Raw genomic sequence first — 21834 nt, 5'->3', positions numbered from 1 at the left:
AATGGCTGAGGCTTCCGATCTCGCGCTGGCACCGATCGGTTCCGTGCGTCGCACGCAGGTGGGGCGGGAGGCCACCGAACCGATGCGCGACGACATCCGGCTGCTCGGTGCGATCCTCGGCGACACCGTGCGGGAGCAGAGCGGCGACGAGATCTTCGGCCTCGTGGAGCGGGCGCGGGTGGCGTCGTTCCGGGTCCGCCGCTCCGAGATCGACCGCTCCGAGCTGGCCGCCATGTTCGACGGGATCGACGTGCGTCGCGCGATCCCGGTGATCCGGGCGTTCACGCATTTCGCCCTGCTGGCCAACGTCGCCGAGGACATCCACCGCGAGCGCCGGCGCGCCGTTCACGTGGCGGCGGGGGAGCCGCCGCAGCGCAGCAGCTTGGCAGCCACCTACCTCAAGCTCGACGCGGCCGACCTGGACGCCGACACCGTCGCCGAAGCGCTCGCCGGTGCGCTGGTGGCGCCGGTGATCACCGCACACCCGACCGAGACGCGTCGCCGGACCGTGTTCGACACCCAGCGGCGCATCACCGAGCTGCTCCGGATGCGGGCGTTCGGCAGTCCCGACGCCGGCGACGGCTCCACCGTCGAGTTGGAATTGCGCCGGCAGATCCTCATGCTGTGGCAGACGGCGCTGATCCGGTTGTCGCGGTTGAAGATCCAGGACGAGATCGAAGTGGGACTCCGGTACTACCCGGCTGCGCTGTTCGAGGTGATCCCCCGGGTCAACGCCGAGGTGCGGGCGGCGCTGCAGGCCCGCTGGCCCGACGCCGCGGGCGCACCTGGCGGGGGACTGCTCGCCGAACCCATCCTGCGGCCCGGCTCCTGGATCGGCGGCGACCGCGACGGCAATCCGAACGTGACCGCCGACGTGGTGCGGCTCGCCACGTCGAGCGCCGCGTACACCGCGCTGGCGCACTACTTCGCCGAGCTCACGGCGCTCGAGCAGGAGCTGTCGATGTCGGCGCGGCTGGTCGTCGTCACCGGCGAGCTCGCCGCCCTCGGGCAGGCGTGCGACGAGCCGGCCCGCGCCGACGAACCGTACCGGCGGGCGCTGCGGGTCGTCCGCGGGCGGCTCACCGCGACAGCGCTGCGCATCCTCGACCGCCAACCCGAGCGCGAGCTCGATCTCGGCCTGACGCCCTACGCGGGTCCCGGCGACCTGCTTACCGACCTCGACGTCGTCGACGCGTCGTTGCGCGGTCGCGGCAGCGCGCTGCTGGCCGACGACCGCCTCGCCCGGCTGCGGGAAGCCGTGCGCACCTTCGGCTTCCACCTCTGCGGGCTCGACATGCGGCAGAACTCCGACGTCCACGAGGAGGTCGTGGCGGAACTGCTGGCGTGGGCGGGTGTCTGCGACGACTACGGCGCGCTGCCGGAGGACCGGCGCGTCGAGCTGCTCACCGCCGAACTGACGACCCGGCGGCCGTTGACCCGGCCGGACGCCCAGCTCTCCGAGTTGGCCCGCAAGGAGCTCGACATCGTCGCGGCCGCCGCCCGGGCCGTCGAGGTCTTCGGCGCCGGCGCCGTGCCGAACTACGTCATCTCGATGTGCGAATCGGTGTCGGACATGCTCGAAGCGGCGCTGCTCCTCAAGGAGGCCGGGCTGCTGGACGGCGCCGGGGACACGCCGAGCTGTCCGGTCGGCATCGTGCCGCTGTTCGAGACCATCGACGATCTGCAGCGCAGCGCGACGATTCTCGAAGCGGCGCTGGACAACCCGCTGTATCGCGCGCTGGTGGCCGCGCGCGGCGACAGCCAGGAGGTCATGCTCGGCTACTCCGACTCCAACAAGGACGGCGGATACCTGGCCGCGAACTGGGCGCTGTACCGCGCCGAGCTCGACCTCGTCGACACCGCCCGCCGGACCGGGATCCGCCTGCGGCTCTTCCACGGACGCGGCGGGACGGTGGGCCGCGGCGGCGGCCCGAGCTACGACGCCATCCTGGCGCAGCCGCCCGGCGCGGTGAACGGCGCGCTACGCCTCACCGAGCAGGGTGAGGTGATCGCCGCCAAGTACGCCGAGCCGAAGCTCGCGCACCGCAACCTCGAGACGCTGGTGGCGGCGACGCTGGAGGCGACCCTGCTCGACACCGAAGGGCTGGGTGAGGACGCCGATTCCGCCTACCAGGTGCTCGACGACCTCGCCGGCCGGGCGCAGCGGGCCTACGCCGAACTCGTGCACGAGACACCGGGCTTCGTCGAGTACTTCAAGGCGTCCACCCCCGTCAGCGAGATCGGCGCGCTCAACATCGGGAGCCGGCCGGCGTCACGCAAGCCCACCGAGTCCATCTCGGACCTGCGGGCTATTCCCTGGGTGCTGTCCTGGAGCCAGTCGCGGGTGATGCTGCCCGGGTGGTACGGCACCGGTTCGGCGTTCCGGTCGTGGCTCGACGAGGACCCGGAGCGGCTGGAGGTGCTGCGCGACCTGTACCGGCGCTGGCCGTTCTTCCGCACCGTGCTCTCCAACATGGCGCAGGTGCTGGCGAAGTCCGACATGGGGCTGGCCGCCCGCTACGCCGAGCTGGTGGACGATGCGGACCTGCGCTCACGGGTGTTCGACAAGATCGTCGCCGAGCACGACCGGACCATTGCGATGCACGAGCTCATCACCGGCGAGGACGACCTGCTGGCCGACAACCCGGCCCTCGCCCGCTCGGTGTTCAACCGGTTCCCGTACCTGGAGCCGCTGAACCACCTGCAAGTTGAGCTCCTGCGCCGCTACCGCGCCGGCGACGAGGACGAGCTGGTGCAGCGAGGCATCCTGCTCACCATGAACGGGCTGGCCACGGCGCTGCGCAACAGCGGCTGACGTCCGGCCGGGCGGAACCCTGCCGCGCCGCGCGCCGTCGAACGGATGACACGACATCCGAGAGGTTCGCCTTGACCTTGCACGTAGAACCGACGGCCGCGGCAGCGCTGGGGCGGCTGTGCGCCGACACCGCCACCGACCTCGCGGAGCAGCTGCGCCACATCCGGTCACTGCCGGAGCCGGGGCTGTGGCTGGGGGACTGTGCGGAGGGCCGCGGCTGGGGTCGCCTGCTGTCGGAGCGGACCGCCGACCTCACCGCGCTGCTCGACGCTCACATCGGCGTCCTGTCGGCCGCCACGGCCACCCTGCGCGCGCAGCGTCACCGGTACGCGGCCGCCGATCACGCCGCCGCCGACCGTGCGAGCCGCCCGTGGCCGCAGTAGTCCATCCCGACACCTGGACCGCCGCCAGGTGGACACACCCCGAGGTGATGCAGCTGCAGAGCCGGCTCGACCCCGGCGTCATGCAGCGCTACGCCGACCAGTGGCATGCCGTCGTGCAGGCCGCGGTCGCTGCGCTCGATCGACTCGCGGCGGGTCTGCAGGCCGGCGACGGGTGGCAGGGACGTGGCGCCGACGCGGCGAGGCACGCGATGACCGACTGGGTCGCTGCGGCGAAAGCCGGCCTGCTGCAGGGTGATCCGGTCGGCGAGCGGCTCACCGCGCTGGCGCGGGCGGCCGCCGAGCTACGGGCCGTCATCACCCCGCCGGCGACGGAGACCGACGGCCTGGCGCCCGACGCCGCCGTCGCCCGGGCGCGGCTCGACGACGCGTTGCACCAGGTTCGGTCGCGGTTCAGCGAGCCCGCCGTGGCCGCCGCCGCCGCGGTGCCCGACATCCCGCCGCCACCACCCGCGCCGACGCCTGCGGGTGCAGCGGACCCGCCGGGGTCGCCGGCGACCGGCGCGGCCGCTACGGCACCGCTGCCGGTGGCCGCCACGGCACCGCTGCCGGTGGCCGCCACGGCACCGCTGCCGGTGGCCGCCACGGCACCGCTGCCGGTGGCCGCTGCGGCCTACCAGCCCGGCGCGCCGCCACCGATGCCGGCGGGCAGCGCCTTCGCCCCCGGTCCGGCGGTCACTGCGCCACCCGCGCCGGGCCCCGTCACGGCGCCGTCGCCGCTCCTGCCGCCGCCGTCCAGCATCCCGCCGACCGCGCCGCAGCGCCGGTGGCCGGCCGAACCCGACACGGTCGCGGGTCGGGCGCCGTCCCCGGGCCCGGCATCAGCGCCGCGCTGGGCACCCGGTGCGGCCGCCGCCGAGCCCGCCGCGGTGCCGGCCGCCGGCCCGTCACCACCACCGCCGCAGCCGGCGACGGGGCCGATGCTGGGCGGCCTCTATCCCGGCGCGGTGGGGTCGGGCGCCCACAACGGCTCGGGCCGGTCGATCCCCCGGTACCTCATCAGCAGGGCCCACTGCAACGAGCTGATCGGCCCGCTGCCCGAGGTGGCGCCGCCGGTGATCGGCGAGCGCGGCAACGCCGCGGCGCGGCACTGGTAGCCGGCTACAGCGCGGCAGCGGCGGCCTCGTCGAGCAGCCAGACGGTGCGCTCGGTGCCCACGGCGCCGGCGGCCGGCACGTCGTCGGGATCGGCGCCGCCCAGCGCGGCGGCCACCGCGTCGGCCTTGCCCTCGCCGGAGACGACGAGCCACACCTCGCGGGAGCGCTGCACCGCCGGCAGCGTCAAGGTGATGCGGCGCGGCGGCGGCTTCGGGCAGTCCTCGACACCGACCACCAGCCTCGTGCGCTCCCGGACCGCCGGGGTGTGCGGGAACAGCGAGTTGACGTGCCCTTCCGGACCCATGCCCAGCAGATGGACGTCGAAGCGCGGGGACGGCGCCCCGTCCTCGGCGGCCGTCGCCAGCTCCTGCTCGTAGGCCCGCGCGGCGGCGTCGATGTCGTCGCCGAACGCGCCGTCGGTGGCGGCGATGGGGTGCACGTTGGCGGCTGGTATGTCGATCCGGTCCAGCAGCGCCGACCGTGCCTGCTTGTCGTTGCGCTCGTCGTCGTCGGCGGGCACGAACCGCTCGTCGCCCCAGAACAGCTGGACCTTCGACCAATCGATGCCGCCGCCGCGCGACGCCGCCCGCTCGAGCAGTCCCACACCGGTGCCGCCGCCCGTCAGGGCGACAACGGCCCGTCCCCGCTCGGCGATCGCGGCCGCGATGGCGTCGACCAACCGGTCGCCGGCCGCCGCCACCAGCGCGTCCTTGTCCGGGTAACGCTCGACCGTCGCCGTCATAGGTAGTGCACCTTCTCCAGTCCGATCAGGGCGTCGTGGTAGATCTCGTCGGCGTCGAGTCGGCGCAGGTCCTCGGCGAGGCAATCCCGCGTCTCGCGCCGGGCCAGCGGAAGCATCGCCTCGGGCCGCGCGGTGCGCCGCAGCGTGGCGGTGACGCCGTTCTGCGGCCGCGACAGCGTCACCGTCTCGCTCGCCCGGGTCAGCTCCACCTTGAGCTCGCCGACAGCGCGCTGCACCGGGCCGTCGATGCGGCTGGCCAGCCAACCGGCCAGCAGATCGAGCGCCGGCTCCTCCCGCAGCCCCGACACCAGCGCCGATTGCACCGCTTCGTGCGGCGGCTGGTCGAGCGCCGAGGTCAGCAGCGCCCGCCAGTAGGTGATGCGGCTCCACGCCAGGTCCGTGTCACCGCCCGTATAGCCCGCGAGGCGGCCCTTGATCGACGCGAGCGGGTCCGGCGCGTTCGTGGCGTCGGTGATCCGCCGGATGGCCAGCCTCCCCAGCGGATCCTGCGCCGGCACGTCGGGCGCGGTCGCCGGCCACCACGCCACCACCGGTGTGTCCGGCAGCAGGAACGGCACCACCACGCTGGCGGCGTGGTCGGCGAGCGGACCCGTGAGCCGCAGCACCACCACCTCGCCCGCGCCGGCGTCGTGACCCACCCGCAGCTCGGCGTCCAGCCGCGGACCCGCCGCGGCCCGGTCTCCCGGCACCAGCGCGATGATCCGTGACGGATGCTCCCGGCTGGCCGCCGTGGCCGCGTCGACGGCGGCTTCCATCACCGCGTCGTCGTCGGCGGCGATCACCAGCGTGAGCACCCGGCTCAGCGTCAGCGCACCACCCTCCTCGCGAAGGCTGCTGATCCGCTTGTTGACGTCGTTCGTCGTGGTGGCCTCGAGCTGCACTTTCATCGGATTCGGTTCCTCGCGCCAGCGCTGGTCGGTGTCCGATGGTTCCTCGCGCAAGCGCTCGTCACGGCCGCCGCCATTCCCGGCCGGTGCGCCGCAGCATCTCGAACGCGGACTGCGGCCCCCAGGTACCCGCCTCGTACGGGTCCGGCGTACCTCCCGCCGCCCAGTGCTCGAGCACGGGATCGAGGATGCGCCAAGACAATTCGACCTCGTCGTTCACCGGGAACAGCGACGGTTCGCCCAGCAGCACGTCGAGGATGAGCCGCTCGTAGGCTTCGGGGGACTCCTCGGCGAACGCCGACCCGTACGAGAAGTCCATGTTGACGTCACGCACTTCCATGTTGTTGCCGGGCACCTTCGACCCGAACCGCAGCGTGATGCCCTCGTCGGGCTGGATGCGCAGCACGAGCGCGTTCTGGCCGAGCTCCTCGGTCATCGTCGCGTCGAACGGCAGGTGCGGCGCCCGCTTGAACACCAGGGCGATCTCGGTGACCCGGCGACCCAGCCGCTTCCCGGTGCGCAGGTAGAACGGCACCCCCGCCCAGCGCCGGGTGTCCACTTCGAGCTCGATCGCCGCGAACGTCTCGGTGGTCGAGGTCTTCGAGAAGCCCTCCTCCTCCAGCAGCCCGACGACCTGCTCGCTGCCCTGCCAGCCCGCGGTGTACTGCCCGCGGGCGGTGGTCTCGCGCAACGGCTCGGCGAGCCGCGTCGCCGACAGCACCTTGATCTTCTCGGCCTGCAGCTCGTCGGGGTGGAAGCTGACCGGCTCCTCCATCGCGGTGAGCGCCAACAGCTGCAGCAGGTGGTTCTGGATGACGTCGCGGGCCGCGCCGATGCCGTCGTAGTAGCCGCCGCGGCCGCCGAGGCCGATGTCCTCGGCCATCGTGATCTGGACGTGGTCGACGTAGTGGGCGTTCCAGATCGGCTCGTACAGCTCGTTCGCGAACCGCAGCGCCAGGATGTTCTGGACCGTCTCCTTGCCGAGGTAGTGGTCGATGCGGAACACCGTCTCCTCGGGGAAGACGCTGTTCACGACGGCGTTGAGCTCCTGGGCGCTCGCCAGGTCGTGCCCGAACGGCTTTTCGATGACCACCCGGCTCCAGCGGTCGCCCTGCGGCCGGGCGAGCCCGGATTTCGACAGCTGCTCGCACACCACCGGGAACGCCTTCGGCGGGATCGACAGGTAGAACGCGTGGTTGCCGCCGGTCCCGCGTTCGGCGTCCAGCTTTTCCAGCGTCTCGGCGAGCCGCGCGAACGCCGCGTCGTCGTCAAAGGTCCCCTGCACGAACCGCACGCCCTCGGCGAGCCGGTCCCACACCTCCTGCCGGAACGGTGTGCGCGCGTGCGCCTTCACGGCCTCGTAGACGACTTGGCCGAAGTCCTCGTCCTCCCAGTCCCGGCGGGCGAAGCCGATGAGCGAGAACGACGCCGGCAGCAGGCCGCGGTTGGCGAGGTCGTAGATCGCCGGCATCAGCTTCTTGCGCGACAGGTCGCCGGTGACGCCGAAGATCACGACACCGCAGGGGCCCGCGATGCGGGGCATGCGCTTGTCGCGCTTGTCCCGCAGCGGGTTCTGCCACTCCGCCATCTCGGGGCTCAGGATTTCTTGTCGTCGAGCTGATCCCGGGTGGCCTCCAGCAATTCTTGCCAGGCCTTCTCGAATTTTTCGATGCCCTCGTTCTCCAGCACGATGAACGCGTCGGTCAGGTCGATGCTGAGCCCGTCGAGCTTGTCGAAGACCTCCTGCGCGGCCTCGGCGGTGCCGGTGACGGTGTCGCCGGTGATGACACCGTGGTCCGCGACCGCCTCGATGGTCTTGGCGGGCATCGTGTTCACGGTGTTCGGCGCGACGAGCTCGGTGACGTACAGCGTGTCGGAGTACTCCGGGTTCTTCACGCCGGTCGACGCCCACAGCGGCCGCTGCACGCGGGCGCCGGCCTGCTTGAGCGCCGCGAACCGCTCGCCGCCCTCGAACACCTCCTGGTAGGCGGCGTACGCCAGCCGTGCGTTCGCGACGCCGGCTTGCCCGCGCAGGGCCAGCGCCTCCTCGTCGCCGTGCTGCTCCAGCCGCTTGTCGATCTCGGTGTCCACGCGCGAGACGAAGAACGACGCGACCGAATGGATGGTCGACAGGTCGTGTCCGGCTTCCTTCGCCTTCTCCAGGCCGGCGAGGTAGGCGTCCATCACCAGCCGGTGGCGCTCCACCGAGAAGATCAGCGTGACGTTGACGGAGATGCCCTCGGCCAAGGTCGCCGTGATGGCCGGAATGCCCGCCTTCGTCGCCGGGATCTTGATGAAGAGGTTCGGCCGGTCGACGATCTTCCACAGCTCGACGGCCTGGGCGACGGTCTTGTCGGCGTCGTGGGCGAGCCGCGGGTCCACCTCGATGGACACCCGGCCGTCGACGCCGTCGGTCGCCGTGAACACGTCGGCGAACACGTCGCAGGCGTCGCGGACGTCGTCGGTGGTGACGGTGCGGATGGCGGCGTCGACGTCGGCGCCGCGCTCGGCGAGCTCACGCAGCTGGTCGTCGTAGGCGTTGCCCGACGACAGCGCCGCCTGGAAGATCGACGGGTTGGTGGTGACGCCGACGACGCTGCGGGTCTCGATCAGTTCCTTGAGGTTGCCGGACTTGATGCGGTCCCTCGACAGGTCGTCGAGCCATACGGACACCCCTGCGGCCGACAGCGCCGCGAGGTTGGGGTTCTGCGACATGAGGAGCTCCTTCGAAGGTGAAAAGTCGTCAGTTGTCGATGGACCGTTCCGCGGCCGCGGCCACCGCCTCGGGCGTGAAGCCGAACTCGCGGAACAGGGTCTTGTCGTCGGCGGATTCGCCGTAGTGCTCGATCGAGACGATCTCGCCGGTGTCGCCGACGAGCTTGTGCCAACTCTGCGCCACCGCGGCCTCGACCGCGACCCGTGCCGACACATCGGGCGGCAGCACCGCGTCCCGGTACTCCTTGGGCTGCGACTCGAACCACTCGACGCAGGGCATCGACACCACGTAGGCGGTGATGTCCTGCTGTGCGAGCAGCTTCTTCGCCTCGACCGCGAGCTGCAGTTCCGAGCCGGTCGCGATGATGATGACGTCGGCGTCGTCGGCGGGATTGCCGCCACCGAGCACGTAACCGCCCTTGGCGACGCCCTCGGCGCTGGTGCCCTCGAGCACCGGGATGGGCTGGCGCGTCAGGATGAAGCCGACGGGCCCGCTGCCGTTGCCGCGCGCCAGGATGGTCCGCCACGCGTAGGCGGTCTCGTTCGGGTCGCCCGGCCGCACCACCGACAGGTTCGGGATGGCCCGCAGCGCCGCCAGGTGCTCGATCGGCTGGTGCGTCGGGCCGTCCTCGCCCAGGCCGATCGAGTCGTGGGTCCAGATGTAGATGGTGTCGATGTCCATCAGCGACGCCAGCCGCACCGCTGGGCGCATGTAGTCGGAGAACTGCAAGAAGGTGCCGCCGAACGCGCGCGTGGGGCCGTGCAGCACGATGCCGCTCAGGATCGCCCCCATCGCATGCTCGCGGACGCCGAAGTGCAGCACCCGCCCATACGGGTCGGCCGTGAACTGGTCGGTGGAGATGCTCGGCGGGCCGAACGAGGGCACGCCCTTGATGGTGGTGTTGTTGCTACCGGCGAGGTCGGCGGAGCCGCCCCACAGCTCCGGCAGGTGCGGCGCCACGTCGTTGAGGACCTGGCCGAACGCCGCCCGGGTGGCCACCGGCTTGTCCCCGGGCTGCCAGGTGCTGATGTCGGCGTCCCAGCCGTCGGGCAGCTGCTCGGCGGTGAGCCGGTCCAGCAGCGCCTTGCGCTCCGGCTCGCGCTCGGCCCACGCGTCGAAGTCGGTCTGCCACTTGTCGTGCGCTTCGCGGCCGCGCTCGACGAGCTTGCGGGTGTGCTCGATGACCTCGTCGCGCACCTCGAAGGTCTTCTCCGGGTCGAAGCCGAGGATCTTCTTGACCGCGGCGACCTCCTCGTCACCGAGCGCGGCGCCGTGCGCCTTACCGGTGTTCATGAGGTTGGGCGCCGGATAGCCGATGACGGTGCGCACCTCGATGAAGGACGGCTTGTCGGTCACCTTCTTCGCCTCGGCGATCGCCCGCTCGATGCCGGTGACGTTCTCGCCGCCGACGACGGTCTGCACGTGCCAGCCGTACGCCCGGTAGCGCGCCGCGACGTCCTCCGAGAGGGCGATGTCGGTGTCGTCCTCGATCGAGATCTTGTTGCGGTCGTAGAACACGATGAGGTTGCCCAGCTGCTGCGTGCCGGCCAGCGACGACGCCTCGCTCGTGACGCCCTCCTCGATGTCGCCGTCGGAGGCGATGACGTAGATGTGGTGGTCGAAGGGGCTGGTGCCCGGCGCGGCGTCGGGATCGAACAGCCCGCGCTCGTAGCGGGCGGCCATCGCCATGCCGACCGACGACGCGAGGCCCTGGCCCAGCGGGCCGGTGGTGATCTCCACGCCCTTGGTGTGCCGGAACTCGGGGTGGCCCGGCGTCTTGGACTTGTAGGTGCGCAGCGCCTCGATGTCGGAGAGCTCCAAGCCGAAACCGCCCAGGTACAGCTGCAGGTAGAGCGTCAGGCTGCTGTGGCCGGCCGACAGGATGAACCGGTCGCGTCCCAGCCAGTGCACGTCGCTGGGATCGTGGCGCATGACGCGCTGGAACAGCGTGTAGGCCAGTGGCGCGAGGCTCATCGCGGTGCCCGGATGTCCGTTGCCCACCTTCTGCACCGCGTCCGCGGCGAGCACCCGCACGGTGTCGACGGCGGCGCTGTCCAGCTCCGTCCAGTCGTCGGGGTGATCCGGCCGGGTCAGTGCTGAGATGTCGGCATCCGTCGTCACGAACTCGCTCCTCGCTTCGGTGGGCAGGCCCATCCTCACCCTAGTTGGGTGCCCGGGGCTGGTCGATCGGTAGGACGGCGACGTAGCCGATGTCACCTGGTGTTACCCCGAAAGCCGGGCGGCCGAACGACCCTGCGGTCACGCCCGAGCCGCCGACGGGTCTACCATCGCCTGTAGTAGAAGTCGCGTCCGCGCGGTAGATCCTGCCGTGATCGCAAGGAGAACAGGTGAGCATTCGCGAGCGCGCGCAGCGGTCCGTGCTCGGCCGCGTTCGCGACACCACGCTGGCCTACATCGCGCTCACCAAACCGCGCGTCATCGAGTTGCTGCTGGTCACCGCCATCCCGGCGATGCTGCTGGCCGACCGCGGCACGGTGGCGCCGCTGCTGATCGTCAACACGCTGATCGGCGGGATGCTGGCCGCGGCGGGCGCCAACACGCTGAACTGCGTGGCCGACGCCGACATCGACAAGGTGATGAAGCGCACCGCCCGGCGGCCGCTGGCCCGGGCGACGGTGCCCCGCACGCACGCGCTGGTCTTCGGCCTGCTGCTCACCGCCGGATCGTTCGGCTGGCTGTGGTGGACCAGCAACCTGCTGTCGGGCCTGTTGGCGCTGGCGACCATTGCGTTCTACCTGTTCGTCTACACCCTGCTGCTCAAACGCCGGACATCGCAGAACGTGGTGTGGGGCGGCGCGGCCGGCTGCATGCCGGTGATGATCGGCTGGTCGGCGGTCACCGGCACCATCCAGTGGCCCGCGCTGGTGATGTTCGCGGTCATCTTCTTCTGGACGCCGCCGCACACCTGGGCGCTGGCGATGCGCTACAAGGACGACTACCGCGCGGCGGGCGTGCCGATGTTGCCGGCCGTGGCCACCGAGCAGCAGGTCACCTGCCACATCGTGGTCTACACCTGGTTGACGGTGGCGGCCACGCTGGCGCTGACGCCCGCCGCGGGCTGGCTGTACACCGCGGTCGCCGTGCTCGCCGGCGTGTGGTTCCTCGCGATGGCCCACCAGCTGTATGCCGGCGTGCGCCGCGGGGAGCCGGTCAAGCCGCTGCGGCTGTTCCTGCAGTCGAACAACTACCTGGCGGTGGTGTTCTGCGCACTGGCCGTCGACTCGGCGCTCGCCCTGCCGACGGTGTTCTAGGGCACCAGCACGATCGACCCGACCGTTCGGCGGCCCTGCAGGTCGTCGTGCGCGCGGGCGGCCTGCGCCAGCGGGTAGCGCTCGCTCACCGTCACCGACAGCGAGCCGTCCGCGATGGCGCTGAGCAGTTCCCCGGCGCGCCACGAGAACTCGTCGGGGGTGCGGGTGAAGTGGGCGAGCGACGGGCGGGTCAGGTAGACCGATCCGGCGGCGTTGAGCCGCTGCGGGTCGAACGGCGGCACCGGGCCGCTCGACGCCCCGAACAGCGCGAGCGTGCCTCGCACCGCGAGGCTGGCGAGGCTGGCCTCGAACGTGCTGGCGCCGACACCGTCGTACACCGCGGCGACGCCGGTGGCGTCGGTCAGGTCGCGGATGCGGGCGGCGAACTCCGCGGCGCCCCGGTCATCGTGGGAGGGATAGTCGAGCACCTCGACGGCGCCGGCAGCCCGGGACAGCTCGGCCTTCTCCTTGGTCGACGCCGTCGTGATCACCTTGGCGCCCACGCTGGTGGCCCACTGCGTCAGCAGCAGCCCGACGCCGCCGGCCCCGGCGTGCACCAGCACGGTGTCGCGCGGCGCCAACTCGTAGACCGACTTGATGAGGTAATGCGCCGTCATCCCCTTGAGCAGCGCCGACGCGGCGACGTCGGAGGCGACGCCGTCGGGCACGTAGGCGACGTAATCGGCCGGCGCCGTGCACAGCTGCGCGTACGCGCCGTCGGCGGCGGCCGTCACCACCCGGTCGCCCACCGCGAGTGCGGCAACGTCGTCGCCGACCGCCGCGATCGTGCCGCATACCTCGGCGCCCACGACGAACGGCACCTCGCGGTGGTAGAGACCCGACCGGAAATAGGTGTCGATGAAGTTGACGCCGATGGCGTCGGCGCGGATCACCACCTGTCCGGCGGCTGGTGTCGGCTCCGGCCGATCCACCATGCGCAGGACGTCGGGACCGCCGTGTTCGGAAACTTCGATGGCTCGCACGCCTCTACTATTCCCTCTCGTGAGGTGGTCATGAACCTGTTGCGGCCCGACGTGTTCCATCCGCGGATCGTGCTGGCGGGCTGCCCGCAACTGGTCAGCGGCGACGGCGACGACGCCGGCCTGGTGCCCGCGCTGCGTCACCGCGGGCTGCACGCGCGCTGGCTGTCCTGGGACGACCCCGACACCACGGCGGCCGACCTGGTGATCCTGCGTGCGACATGGGATTACATCGACCGGCTCGACGAGTTCACCGCCTGGGCCAACAGCGTGCCGGCGCTGCTCAACCCCGCGCCGGTGGTCACGTGGAACACCGACAAGCGCTATCTGCTCGACCTTGCGGCCGCCGGGGTGCCCACGATTCCCACGGCGGTGTTCGGACCCGACGACGCGCTGCGGTTCGAGGCGCCGGGGGAGGTGGTGGTCAAGCCCGCCGTCGGCGCCGGATCCGTCGGGGCGCGCCGGCTCACCGACCAGGGCGCGGCCGCCGCGCACGCCGCCGCGCTGCAGCAGCAGGGCCGCGCGGTCGTCGTGCAGCCGTACGACGCCCGCGTCGACAGCGACGGCGAGACGGCGCTGGTGTTCCTGGGCGGCGAGGCGTCGCACGCGTTCGGCAAGGCCGCGATCCTGCCGCCGGGGGGCGCGGCGCCCGATGTCGACCCGTCGGGCACCTTTGCGGCGGAAAGCCTCTCGGCGGCCGAACCGGACTTCGCGGCGTGGGACGTCGGGCACGCGGCGCTGCAGGCGGCCGCCGACCACCTGGGCATCGCCGTCACGGACTTGCTCTACGCGCGGGTCGACGTCATCGGTGGCGCGGCCGACGTCCGGGTACTCGAGCTCGAGCTCGTGGAGCCGTCGCTGGGGTGGTCGCAGCTCGACGAGACCACGCGGCTACGGCAGGAGGGCCGATTCGCGCGGTGCGTCGAGTCCGCGCTCGACCGCCTCGGGCTCGGTCCGCTGTCGCATCGCCGCCCATAGCGCCGCGGTGGCGCCGGTGCAGATCGCCGCGCCCGCCACATGCAGGGCGACCAGCGTTGCCGGGACGTCGTTGACGTACTGCGCGACGCCGACCAGCGCCTGGGCGACCACCGCGACGACCAGCACGACGAGCCGCCGCAGCACGGGCCGGGGGGCGCGCACGGCCACCAGCGCGAAGCCGAGGCCCACCAACAGCGCCAGGTAGCCGACCAGCAGCGTCGAGTGCGCGTGCACCAGCGTCGGGATGTCGATCTGCAGCCGGGGCACGGTCCGATCGGGGCTCTTGTCGCCGGCGTGGGGGCCGGCGGCGGTCACGAGCGTGCCGGCGGTCAGCACGGCGGCCAGGCCCACCCCCGCGAGGGCGGTCAACCAGCGCAGCGGTGCCGGCACCGCCCGGACCCGGACCCCGTCGTCGGGCTCACCGACCTTGACGAACAGCAGCACGGCGAGCCACACCATCAGCATCGACGCCAGCAGGTGGATCGCGACGGTCCACCACAGCAGCCCGGTCAGCACGGTGATGCCGCCGATCACCGCCTGCACCACCGTCGAGGCCGGCATCAGCCAGGCGTAGACGAGCACCTCGCGCCGGCGCCGGGCGCGGATGACCGCCAGCACGGCCAGCGCGGCGGTGATCACGACGGCGAAGGTGATGAGCCGGTTGCCGAATTCGACGGCCTGGTGGACGACGGGCACCTCGGCGTGTGGCACGGGGGTGAAGCTGCCCGGGAAGCACTGCGGCCAGGTGGGGCAGCCCAGGCCCGACGCGGTGACCCGCACGATCGCGCCGGTGACCGCGATGCCGCCCTGCGTCAGCACCACGGCCGCCGCGATCAGGCGCTGCACCCGCAGGCTGGGCAGCGGCAGCAGGTCCACCAGCCGGAGGAAAAGCCGCACCACACCCACGGCCCGATCGTAGAGCACACTCCACTACGCGCCGTAGTACCGATCGCCCGGGTGCCCGCGTCAGGACGTGAAACGGAACCAGCGCAACGCGCACAGCGCGGCCGCCGCGCCCCACACCGCCAGCACCGCCAGGCCGAACCAGTCGACCGACAGCGCCATGGCCTGCGACAGCGCTTCGGTCAGCGCGCCCGACGGGGTCAGCCGGGCGATGAACGCGACCGGACCGGGCACCGAGGCGGTCTCGACGGTCAGCGCGCCGAGGCCGGCGAAGACGAACCACAGCAGGTTGGCGACGGCCAGCACGATCTCCGCCCGCAGCGTGCCGCCCAGCAGCAGGCCCAGGGCGGCGAACCCGGCCGTGCCGAGCGCGATGACCGCCGCGCCGAGCAGCAGCCCGCCGACGGCCGGCCGCCAGCCGAGCGCCGCGCCGATCGCGCCGAGCACCATCGCCTGCAGGAACACCACGGTGACCACGGCCATCGACTTGCCGGCGATGATGCCCCACACCGGCAGCGCCGTGGCGCCCAGCCGTTTCAGCGCGCCGTAGCGGCGATCGAACGCCACCGCGATGGCCTGGCCGGTGAAGGCCGTCGAGATCACCGCCAGCGCCATGATCGCGGGGACGAAGACGGCCGCTCGGTCGTCCCCGACGTCGCCGAGGGGCAGCAGCGTCAGGCCGACGAGCAGCGTCACCGGGATGAACAGCGTGAGCAGCAGCTGCTCACCGTTGCGCAGCAGCAGCCGCAGCTCCAGCGAGAACTGCGCGGCCAGCATGCGCGCGACGGTGTTCGGGCGCGGATCGGGCGCGAAGGTGCCCGGCGCGAACAGCGCGGTCGGCCGCTGCGGTCGGGTCATCGCATCTCCCTGCCGGTGAGGTCGAGGAAGACGTCCTCGAGGCTGCGCTGCTCCACCCGCAGGTCGGTGGCGAGCACGTCGAGCCGGGCGCACCACGCGGTGACGGTGGCCAGCACCTGCGGGTCGACGTGGCCCTCGATCAGGTACTGCCCGGGGGTGGGCTCGGTGGCGCGGTAACCCTCGGGCAGGGCGGACGCCAGCAGCGACAGGTCGAGCCGCGGCGGTGCGCTGAACCGCAGCTGGTTCTCGGCGCCGTTGCGGGTCAGCTCGGCGGGTGTGCCGGCCGCGACGGTCCTGCCGTGGTCGATGATGACGAGGCGGTCGGCGAGCTCCTCGGCTTCGGCGAGGTAGTGCGTGGTGAGGACCACCGACACCCCGTCGCGGCGCAGCCCGTCGATCAGCTCCCACACCACCAGCCGCGCCTGGGCGTCCATGCCGGCTGTCGGCTCGTCGAGAAACACCAGCTCCGGGCGGCCCACCAGCGCGCACGCCAGCGCCAGCCGCTGCTGCTGGCCGCCGGAGAGCCGGCGGTAGGTGGTGCGGGCGACGTCGGCGAGCCCGAGCGTGTCGAGCAGCCACTGCGGGTCGAGCGGGTTGGCCGCATAGGCCGCCACCAGCGTGAGCATCTCGCCGGCGCGGGCGGCCGGATAGCCGCCGCCGCCCTGCAGCATCACCCCGATGCGGGACCGGACGCGGGCGTTGTCGGCGACCGGGTCGAGCCCGAGCACCTCGATGGTCCCGGCGTCGGGCCGCACGAAGCCCTCGCACATTTCGACGGTGGTGGTCTTGCCCGCGCCGTTGGGTCCCAGCAGCGCGAGCACCTCGGCGCGGTGCACCTCCAGGTCGAGGTCTTCGACGGCGGTGATCCGGCCGTAGCGCTTGCTCACGCCGCGCATCCGCACGGGGAGGGTCTCGACCGGGCTCACGGAGTGTCAGCGTAGGCGCTGGTGGCCGTGCCCCGGCTCGACGGCTGCGGTGACGGATCCGGGCCGGTGCCCGCCGGCGGCGCCGAGGGCAGGTGGGCGCCGCCGGACGCCGCGTCGGGCAGCGACCGCCAGGGCAGGCGGCGCCACGTCGCGGCCATCAGGATGGCGACCGCCACGGTGCTCGCGAGCGTGGCGAACGCGATCTGGAACAGCGCGAATCGGTCGCCGTTGGCGGTCGGCCCGAACACCCCGATGATGATGGTGACGACGATGGTCGCCGAGCGGAACGCCGGCCGGGTCGCCCAGGCGGCCAGCGGAATGATCGCCCACAGCAGGTACCACGGCTGCACCACCGGGAACAGCATGATGGTGACGGCGAGCGCGACACCGAGCCCGCCGACCGGATGCAGCCGGCCGCGCAGCACCACCAGCAGCAGCCAGCCCACCAGCACCGCGATGATCAGCACGCCGACCGCGCGGGTCAGCGACAACACGGCGGTGGTGTGGTCGCCGAGGCCGAGCAGGATGCCGACCTGGCCCGTCGCCAGCGCCAGCAGCGTGGGCGGCGACATCCAGCTCCGCACGGCGTTGGCCGTGCCGAGCGTGAAGAGCCATCCGAAGCCCAGGCCGCTGGCCCAGCCGATCACCGCCATCACCGCCAGCGACACCGCCGACAGCAGCGTGCCCGCGGCGAGGAATCCCAGGATTCCGGCCCCCCAGCGGCGTGCCAGCGCCATCGCCACGAACCCGAGCGCCAGCAGCCCTGGCAGTTTGACCTGCGAGGACATCGCGATCAGCACGGTCCCGGCCAGCAGCATCGCCAGCGGCGCGCCGGCGGCCAGCCGTGGCGACCAGCCCGCGGGCCGGCGCAGCGGCAGCGGCAGCAGCGATCCGGGTGCGGCGATGCCGCGCAGCGCGAACTCGGTCCCGGCGAGCATCAACCCCAACATCAGCGCCTCGTTGTGGATGCCGGCGACCAGATGCATGATCAGCAGCGGGTTGGCCGCACCGAGCCACAGCGCGCTCACCTCGGCCACGCCGCAGCGGCGCGCCAGCCGCGGCACCGCCCACACGATCAACCCGACCCCGAGCAGCACGACCAGCCGGTGACACAGCACCGCCGCCACCACGTTGTCGCCGGTGATCGCGGAGATGCCCTCGCCGATCCACAGGAACAGCGGGCCGTACGGCGCGGGCGTCTCGCGCCACATGCTCGGCACGGATGCGGTGAACACGCTGTCGAGCCCGAGGCCCGGCGCGGGGCCGACGACGTACGGGTCGAGCCCGAGATGGGCGATCTGGCTCTGCGCCAGGTAGGAATAGACGTCCTTGCTGTACATCGGCGGGGCGACGAGCAGCGGGATGACCCACAGCAGCAGCGTCCGGTCGAGTTGGCTGCGTGACATGCGCCGGTCGCCGAGCGCGAAGCGGCCCAGCATCAGCCACGCCAGCGCCATCATCACGGCGCCGGTGGTGGTCATGGTCAGCGACACGGTCTGGATGCGCGACGGCAGGTTGAGCAGCCGGACCCCGAAGGTCGGGTCCTGCACCACCGGCCGGGCGCCGGCGCCGAGCGCGCCGATGGCCATCAGCACCGTCCCGGCGCCGCCGAACAGCCGGGTGCGGCGCAGCGCCACCACCTCGGCGTCGTCGAGCGGCGAGCCCACGGCTCGCTCGTCGGCGTGCCAGCGGGCGATGGCCGTGTCCACAGACCAGCGCCGGGCAGCCATTCCAGCAGCGTAATGGCAGCGCTGTTCCCCGCCGGCCGGGGAGAAGACCGACACCGCGGTGAGGGTGCCCTTGGTGGACCGGCCTACCGAATTGCGTCACACTGGTGTTGTGAAAATCCGTCCGGCCGACGACACCGCTGTGCGCAGCGGTGCTCCGGCTGCCCAGGACGGCGACACCCGGCGCGCCATCGTGCGGCTGCTCGTCGAGGACGGACCCGTCACCGCCGGCCGGATCGGCGAGCGACTGGGCTTGTCGGCGGCCGGGGTGCGCCGCCATCTCGACGCGCTGCTCGACGCGGGCGACGCCGAGGCCAGCGCACCGGCGTCGTGGCAGCAGAGCGGACGCGGCCGACCGGCCAAACGCTATCGGCTGACCTCCCGCGGCCGTGCGAAGCTGGAACACGCCTACGACGACCTCGCCGCCGCGGCGATACGGCAGTTGCGCGAGATCGGTGGCGAGGAGGCGGTGCGCACCTTCGCCCGCCGCCGCGTCGAGGGCATCCTCACCGGCGTGACCCCGCCGGCCGGTGACGGCGACGTGGAGGCCGCGGCCGACCAGGTCGCCGCGGCGTTCTCGCGGGCCGGATACGTCACCACCACCACCCGGGTCGGCGGTCCGGTCTCCGGTGTCCAGATCTGCCAGCACCACTGTCCGGTCTCGCACGTCGCCGAGGAATTTCCCGAGCTCTGCGACGCTGAGAAAGAAGCGATGGGTGAGCTGCTCGGCACGCACGTGCAGCGGCTCGCAACGTTGGTCAACGGTGACCCCGTCTGCACCACCCACGTGCCGTTGAGCCCGCCGACAACGTCGGACCGATGAGCCCCGCCCGCCGGCGCCGCAGCCCGCACCCGGCCCGTTACGACATGCCAGAAGGAGCGTCGACATGACGACCACCCCCGAGGTTCACCAGCTCGGCGAACCGCTCAGCCAGGAAGAGACCATCGCGTCGCTGGGCCGCTACGGCTACGGCTGGGTCGACTCCGACGTCGCGGGCGCCAGCGCGCGGCGCGGCCTGTCCGAGGCGGTGGTGCGCGACATCTCGGCGAAGAAGAACGAGCCGGAATGGATGCTGCAGACCCGCCTCAAGGCGCTGCGCACCTTCGACAAGAAGCCGATGCCGAACTGGGGCTCCAACCTCGAGGGCATCGACTTCGACAACATCAAGTACTTCGTGCGCTCGAGTGAGAAGCAGGCCGCCACCTGGGACGATCTGCCCGCCGACATCAAGAACACCTACGACAAGCTGGGTATCCCGGAGGCCGAGAAGCAGCGGCTGGTGTCCGGTGTCGCCGCGCAGTACGAGTCCGAGGTCGTCTACCACTCCATCCGCGAGGATCTCGAGGCCCAGGGCGTCATCTTCCTCGACACCGACACCGCGCTCAAGGAGCACCCGGAGCTGTTCAAGCAGTACTTCGGCACCGTGATCCCGGCCGGCGACAACAAGTTCTCGGCGCTCAACACCGCGGTGTGGTCGGGCGGGTCGTTCATCTACGTGCCCAAGGGCGTGCACGTCGACATCCCGCTGCAGGCCTACTTCCGCATCAACACCGAGAACATGGGCCAGTTCGAGCGGACGCTGATCATCGTCGACGAGGACGCCTACGTGCACTACGTCGAGGGCTGCACCGCGCCGATCTACCAGAGCGACTCGCTGCACTCGGCGGTGGTCGAGATCATCGTCAAGCCGGGTGGCCGCTGCCGCTACACGACCATCCAGAACTGGTCGAACAACGTCTACAACCTGGTGACCAAGCGGGCGCGCGCCGAAGCCGGCGCCACCATGGAGTGGGTCGACGGCAACATCGGGTCCAAGGTCACCATGAAGTACCCGGCCGTGTGGATGACCGGTGAGCACGCCAAGGGCGAAGTGCTGTCGGTGGCGTTCGCCGGCGAGGGCCAGCACCAGGACACCGGCGCCAAGATGTTGCACCTGGCGCCCCACACGTCGAGCAACATCGTGTCGAAGTCGGTGGCGCGCGGTGGCGGCCGGGCGTCGTACCGCGGGCTGGTGCAGGTCAACAAGGGCGCCCACGGGTCGCGCGCCAGCGTGAAGTGCGATGCGCTGCTGGTCGACACCATCAGCCGCTCCGACACCTACCCGTACGTCGACATCCGCGAGGACGACGTGACCATGGGCCACGAGGCCACCGTGTCCAAGGTCAGCGAGGACCAGCTGTTCTACCTGATGAGCCGCGGTCTCACCGAGGACGAGGCCATGGCGATGGTGGTGCGCGGCTTCGTCGAGCCCATCGCCAAGGAGCTCCCAATGGAGTACGCGCTGGAACTCAACCGGCTGATCGAGCTGCAGATGGAAGGCGCGGTCGGCTAGTGACCCAGCATCTGACCGAGGCCGCCGAGGGGATCGTCAAAAACAAGGGCGAGCTGTTCACGTCGTTCGACGTCAACGCGTTCGAGGTGCCGGGCGGCCGCGACGAGCTGTGGCGGTTCACGCCGCTGCGACGGCTGCGCGGCCTGCACGACGGGTCGGCCACCGCCAGCGGCCACGCGACCGTCGAGGTCACCGAGCGTCCCGGCGTCACCGTCGAGACCGTGGCGCGCGGCGACGAGCGGCTCGGCGAGGCCGGTGCGCCCGCTGATCGCGTTGCCGCGCAGGCGTTCTCGTCGTTCACCGAGGCGACCGTCGTCACGGTGGCGCGCGACACCGTGGTGGCCGAGCCCATCGAGATCATCGTCACCGGACCTGGTGAGGGCGCCGTCGGGTACGGGCATCTGCAGATCCGGGTGGAGGAGCTGGCCCGCGCCATCGTCGTGGTCGACCTGCGCGGCAGCGGCACCTACGCCGACAACGTCGAGATCATCGTCGGCGACGCGGCCGGCCTCGGGGTCATCTGGATCGCCGACTGGGCCGACGACACGGTGCACGTCAGCGCACACCACGCGCGGCTCGGCAAGGACGCGGTGCTCGGGCATGTCAACGTCACCCTCGGCGGCGACGTCGTGCGCACCACGGCGACGGTGCGCTTCGACGCGCCCGGCGGCGACGTGAAGCTGCTCGGCACCTACTTCGCCGACGACGGCCAGCACTTCGAGTCGCGGCTGCTCGTGGACCACTCGCAGCCGAACTGCAAGTCCGACGTGCTGTACAAGGGTGCGCTGCAGGGCGACCCGGGGTCGGACAAGCCGGACGCCCACACCGTGTGGATCGGTGACGTGCTGATCCGCGCCGCGGCCACCGGCACCGACACCTTCGAGGTGAACCGCAACCTGGTGCTCACCGACGGCGCCCGCGCCGACTCGGTGCCGAACCTCGAGATCGAGACCGGCGAGATCGTCGGCGCCGGGCACGCCAGCGCCACCGGGCGGTTCGACGACGAGCAGTTGTTCTACCTGCGGGCGCGCGGCATCCCCGAGGAGCAGGCCCGCCGCCTGGTGGTGCGCGGTTTCTTCAACGAGATCATCGCCAAGATCGCCGTGCCCGCGGTGCGCGAACGACTCACCGAAGCCATCGAACGAGAACTAGCGATAACCGAATCGAGAAGTAACTGA

General features: G+C 71.8%; 18 protein-coding genes. 8 read left to right on the top strand and 10 right to left on the bottom strand.

The genetic code is table 11. The features are described from left to right. The first annotated feature begins 1 nt into the window (after position 1). The 3 genes from ppc to LV457_RS20135 all read left to right on the top strand — a co-directional run bounded on the left by ppc (position 2) and on the right by LV457_RS20135 (position 4313). Positions 2–2815, top strand: a complete 2814-nt coding sequence (ppc, locus tag LV457_RS15005; protein ID WP_232171996.1) for a phosphoenolpyruvate carboxylase — start codon at positions 2–4, stop codon at positions 2813–2815. A 71-nt stretch (positions 2816–2886) separates the two neighbouring features. Further along, positions 2887–3198, top strand: a complete 312-nt coding sequence (locus tag LV457_RS15000; RefSeq protein ID WP_232171995.1) for a hypothetical protein — start codon at positions 2887–2889, stop codon at positions 3196–3198. Next, positions 3186–4313 carry a WXG100 family type VII secretion target gene (locus LV457_RS20135; protein WP_305071249.1) on the top strand — a complete coding sequence of 376 codons (1128 nt, stop codon included), beginning with the start codon at positions 3186–3188 and terminating at the stop codon, positions 4311–4313. The genes LV457_RS15000 and LV457_RS20135 overlap by 13 nt, the downstream gene beginning before the upstream one ends. A 4-nt stretch (positions 4314–4317) precedes the next feature. Here LV457_RS20135 and pgl read toward each other — a convergent pair whose 3' ends face one another. From pgl to tkt, 5 genes are all read right to left on the bottom strand, one after another. Then, positions 4318–5055 carry a 6-phosphogluconolactonase gene (gene pgl, locus LV457_RS14990; RefSeq protein ID WP_232171994.1) on the bottom strand — a complete coding sequence of 246 codons (738 nt, stop codon included), beginning with the start codon at positions 5053–5055 and terminating at the stop codon, positions 4318–4320. Then, positions 5052–5963 (bottom strand): glucose-6-phosphate dehydrogenase assembly protein OpcA, encoded by a 912-nt coding sequence (gene opcA / locus LV457_RS14985; RefSeq protein ID WP_232171993.1) that lies wholly within the window; start codon positions 5961–5963, stop codon positions 5052–5054. The genes pgl and opcA overlap by 4 nt, the downstream gene beginning before the upstream one ends. Positions 5964–6024: 61 nt before the next feature. Then, complete coding sequence (gene zwf, locus LV457_RS14980; RefSeq protein ID WP_232171992.1) at positions 6025–7551, bottom strand: glucose-6-phosphate dehydrogenase; 1527 nt, start codon at positions 7549–7551, stop codon at positions 6025–6027. Positions 7552–7559: 8 nt separating this feature from the next. Next, entirely contained in the window at positions 7560–8678 is a 1119-nt protein-coding gene (gene tal / locus LV457_RS14975; RefSeq protein WP_232171991.1) for a transaldolase, read from the bottom strand. A 28-nt stretch (positions 8679–8706) separates the two neighbouring features. After that, on the bottom strand, positions 8707–10800 hold the full coding sequence (tkt, locus tag LV457_RS14970; protein ID WP_232171990.1) for a transketolase: 2094 nt from the start codon (positions 10798–10800) through the stop codon (positions 8707–8709). A gap of 227 nt (positions 10801–11027) precedes the next feature. On the opposite strand from tkt, the gene LV457_RS14965 reads away from it, so the two are divergent. Then, on the top strand, positions 11028–11951 hold the full coding sequence (locus LV457_RS14965; RefSeq protein WP_232171989.1) for a heme o synthase: 924 nt from the start codon (positions 11028–11030) through the stop codon (positions 11949–11951). Here LV457_RS14965 and LV457_RS14960 read toward each other — a convergent pair. Beyond that, a complete protein-coding gene (locus LV457_RS14960) occupies positions 11948–12934 on the bottom strand; it encodes a quinone oxidoreductase (protein WP_232171988.1) in 987 nt (328 codons plus the stop codon). The two genes, LV457_RS14965 and LV457_RS14960, sit on opposite strands and share 4 nt — an antisense overlap. 30 nt (positions 12935–12964) lie before the next feature. Between LV457_RS14960 and LV457_RS14955 the strand changes: the two genes are divergently transcribed. Next, the gene (locus LV457_RS14955) at positions 12965–13909 is read left to right on the top strand and encodes a RimK family alpha-L-glutamate ligase (RefSeq protein ID WP_232171987.1); all 945 of its coding nucleotides are present in this window, start codon (positions 12965–12967) and stop codon (positions 13907–13909) included. Here LV457_RS14955 and LV457_RS14950 read toward each other — a convergent pair. Genes LV457_RS14950 through mptB form a run of 4 tightly spaced genes read right to left on the bottom strand, consistent with a single transcriptional unit; the run spans position 13823 to position 18326 of the window. Further along, the gene (locus tag LV457_RS14950) at positions 13823–14815 is read right to left on the bottom strand and encodes a heme A synthase (protein ID WP_232171986.1); all 993 of its coding nucleotides are present in this window, start codon (positions 14813–14815) and stop codon (positions 13823–13825) included. The genes LV457_RS14955 and LV457_RS14950 overlap by 87 nt on opposite strands. 60 nt (positions 14816–14875) lie before the next feature. Then, positions 14876–15670 (bottom strand): ABC transporter permease, encoded by a 795-nt coding sequence (locus LV457_RS14945; RefSeq protein ID WP_232171985.1) that lies wholly within the window; start codon positions 15668–15670, stop codon positions 14876–14878. Then, on the bottom strand, positions 15667–16566 hold the full coding sequence (locus tag LV457_RS14940; RefSeq protein WP_232172140.1) for an ABC transporter ATP-binding protein: 900 nt from the start codon (positions 16564–16566) through the stop codon (positions 15667–15669). Before LV457_RS14940 ends, LV457_RS14945 begins: the two co-directional genes overlap by 4 nt. A gap of 26 nt (positions 16567–16592) precedes the next feature. Then, positions 16593–18326, bottom strand: a complete 1734-nt coding sequence (gene mptB, locus LV457_RS14935; RefSeq protein WP_232171984.1) for a polyprenol phosphomannose-dependent alpha 1,6 mannosyltransferase MptB — start codon at positions 18324–18326, stop codon at positions 16593–16595. A gap of 109 nt (positions 18327–18435) precedes the next feature. Here mptB and LV457_RS14930 point away from each other — a divergent pair, with 109 nt between their 5' ends. From LV457_RS14930 to sufD, 3 genes are all read left to right on the top strand, one after another. Further along, complete coding sequence (locus tag LV457_RS14930) at positions 18436–19146, top strand: helix-turn-helix transcriptional regulator (RefSeq protein ID WP_374198859.1); 711 nt, start codon at positions 18436–18438, stop codon at positions 19144–19146. A 64-nt stretch (positions 19147–19210) separates the two neighbouring features. Beyond that, on the top strand, positions 19211–20656 hold the full coding sequence (gene sufB / locus LV457_RS14925) for a Fe-S cluster assembly protein SufB (RefSeq protein WP_232171982.1): 1446 nt from the start codon (positions 19211–19213) through the stop codon (positions 20654–20656). Continuing rightward, complete coding sequence (sufD, locus tag LV457_RS14920; protein WP_232171981.1) at positions 20656–21834, top strand: Fe-S cluster assembly protein SufD; 1179 nt, start codon at positions 20656–20658, stop codon at positions 21832–21834. Before sufB ends, sufD begins: the two co-directional genes overlap by 1 nt.

The organism is Mycobacterium sp. MYCO198283 (assembly GCF_021213805.1).
GTDB lineage: Bacteria > Actinomycetota > Actinomycetes > Mycobacteriales > Mycobacteriaceae > Mycobacterium.
This window is presented reverse-complemented; position numbering and strand designations above follow the sequence as displayed.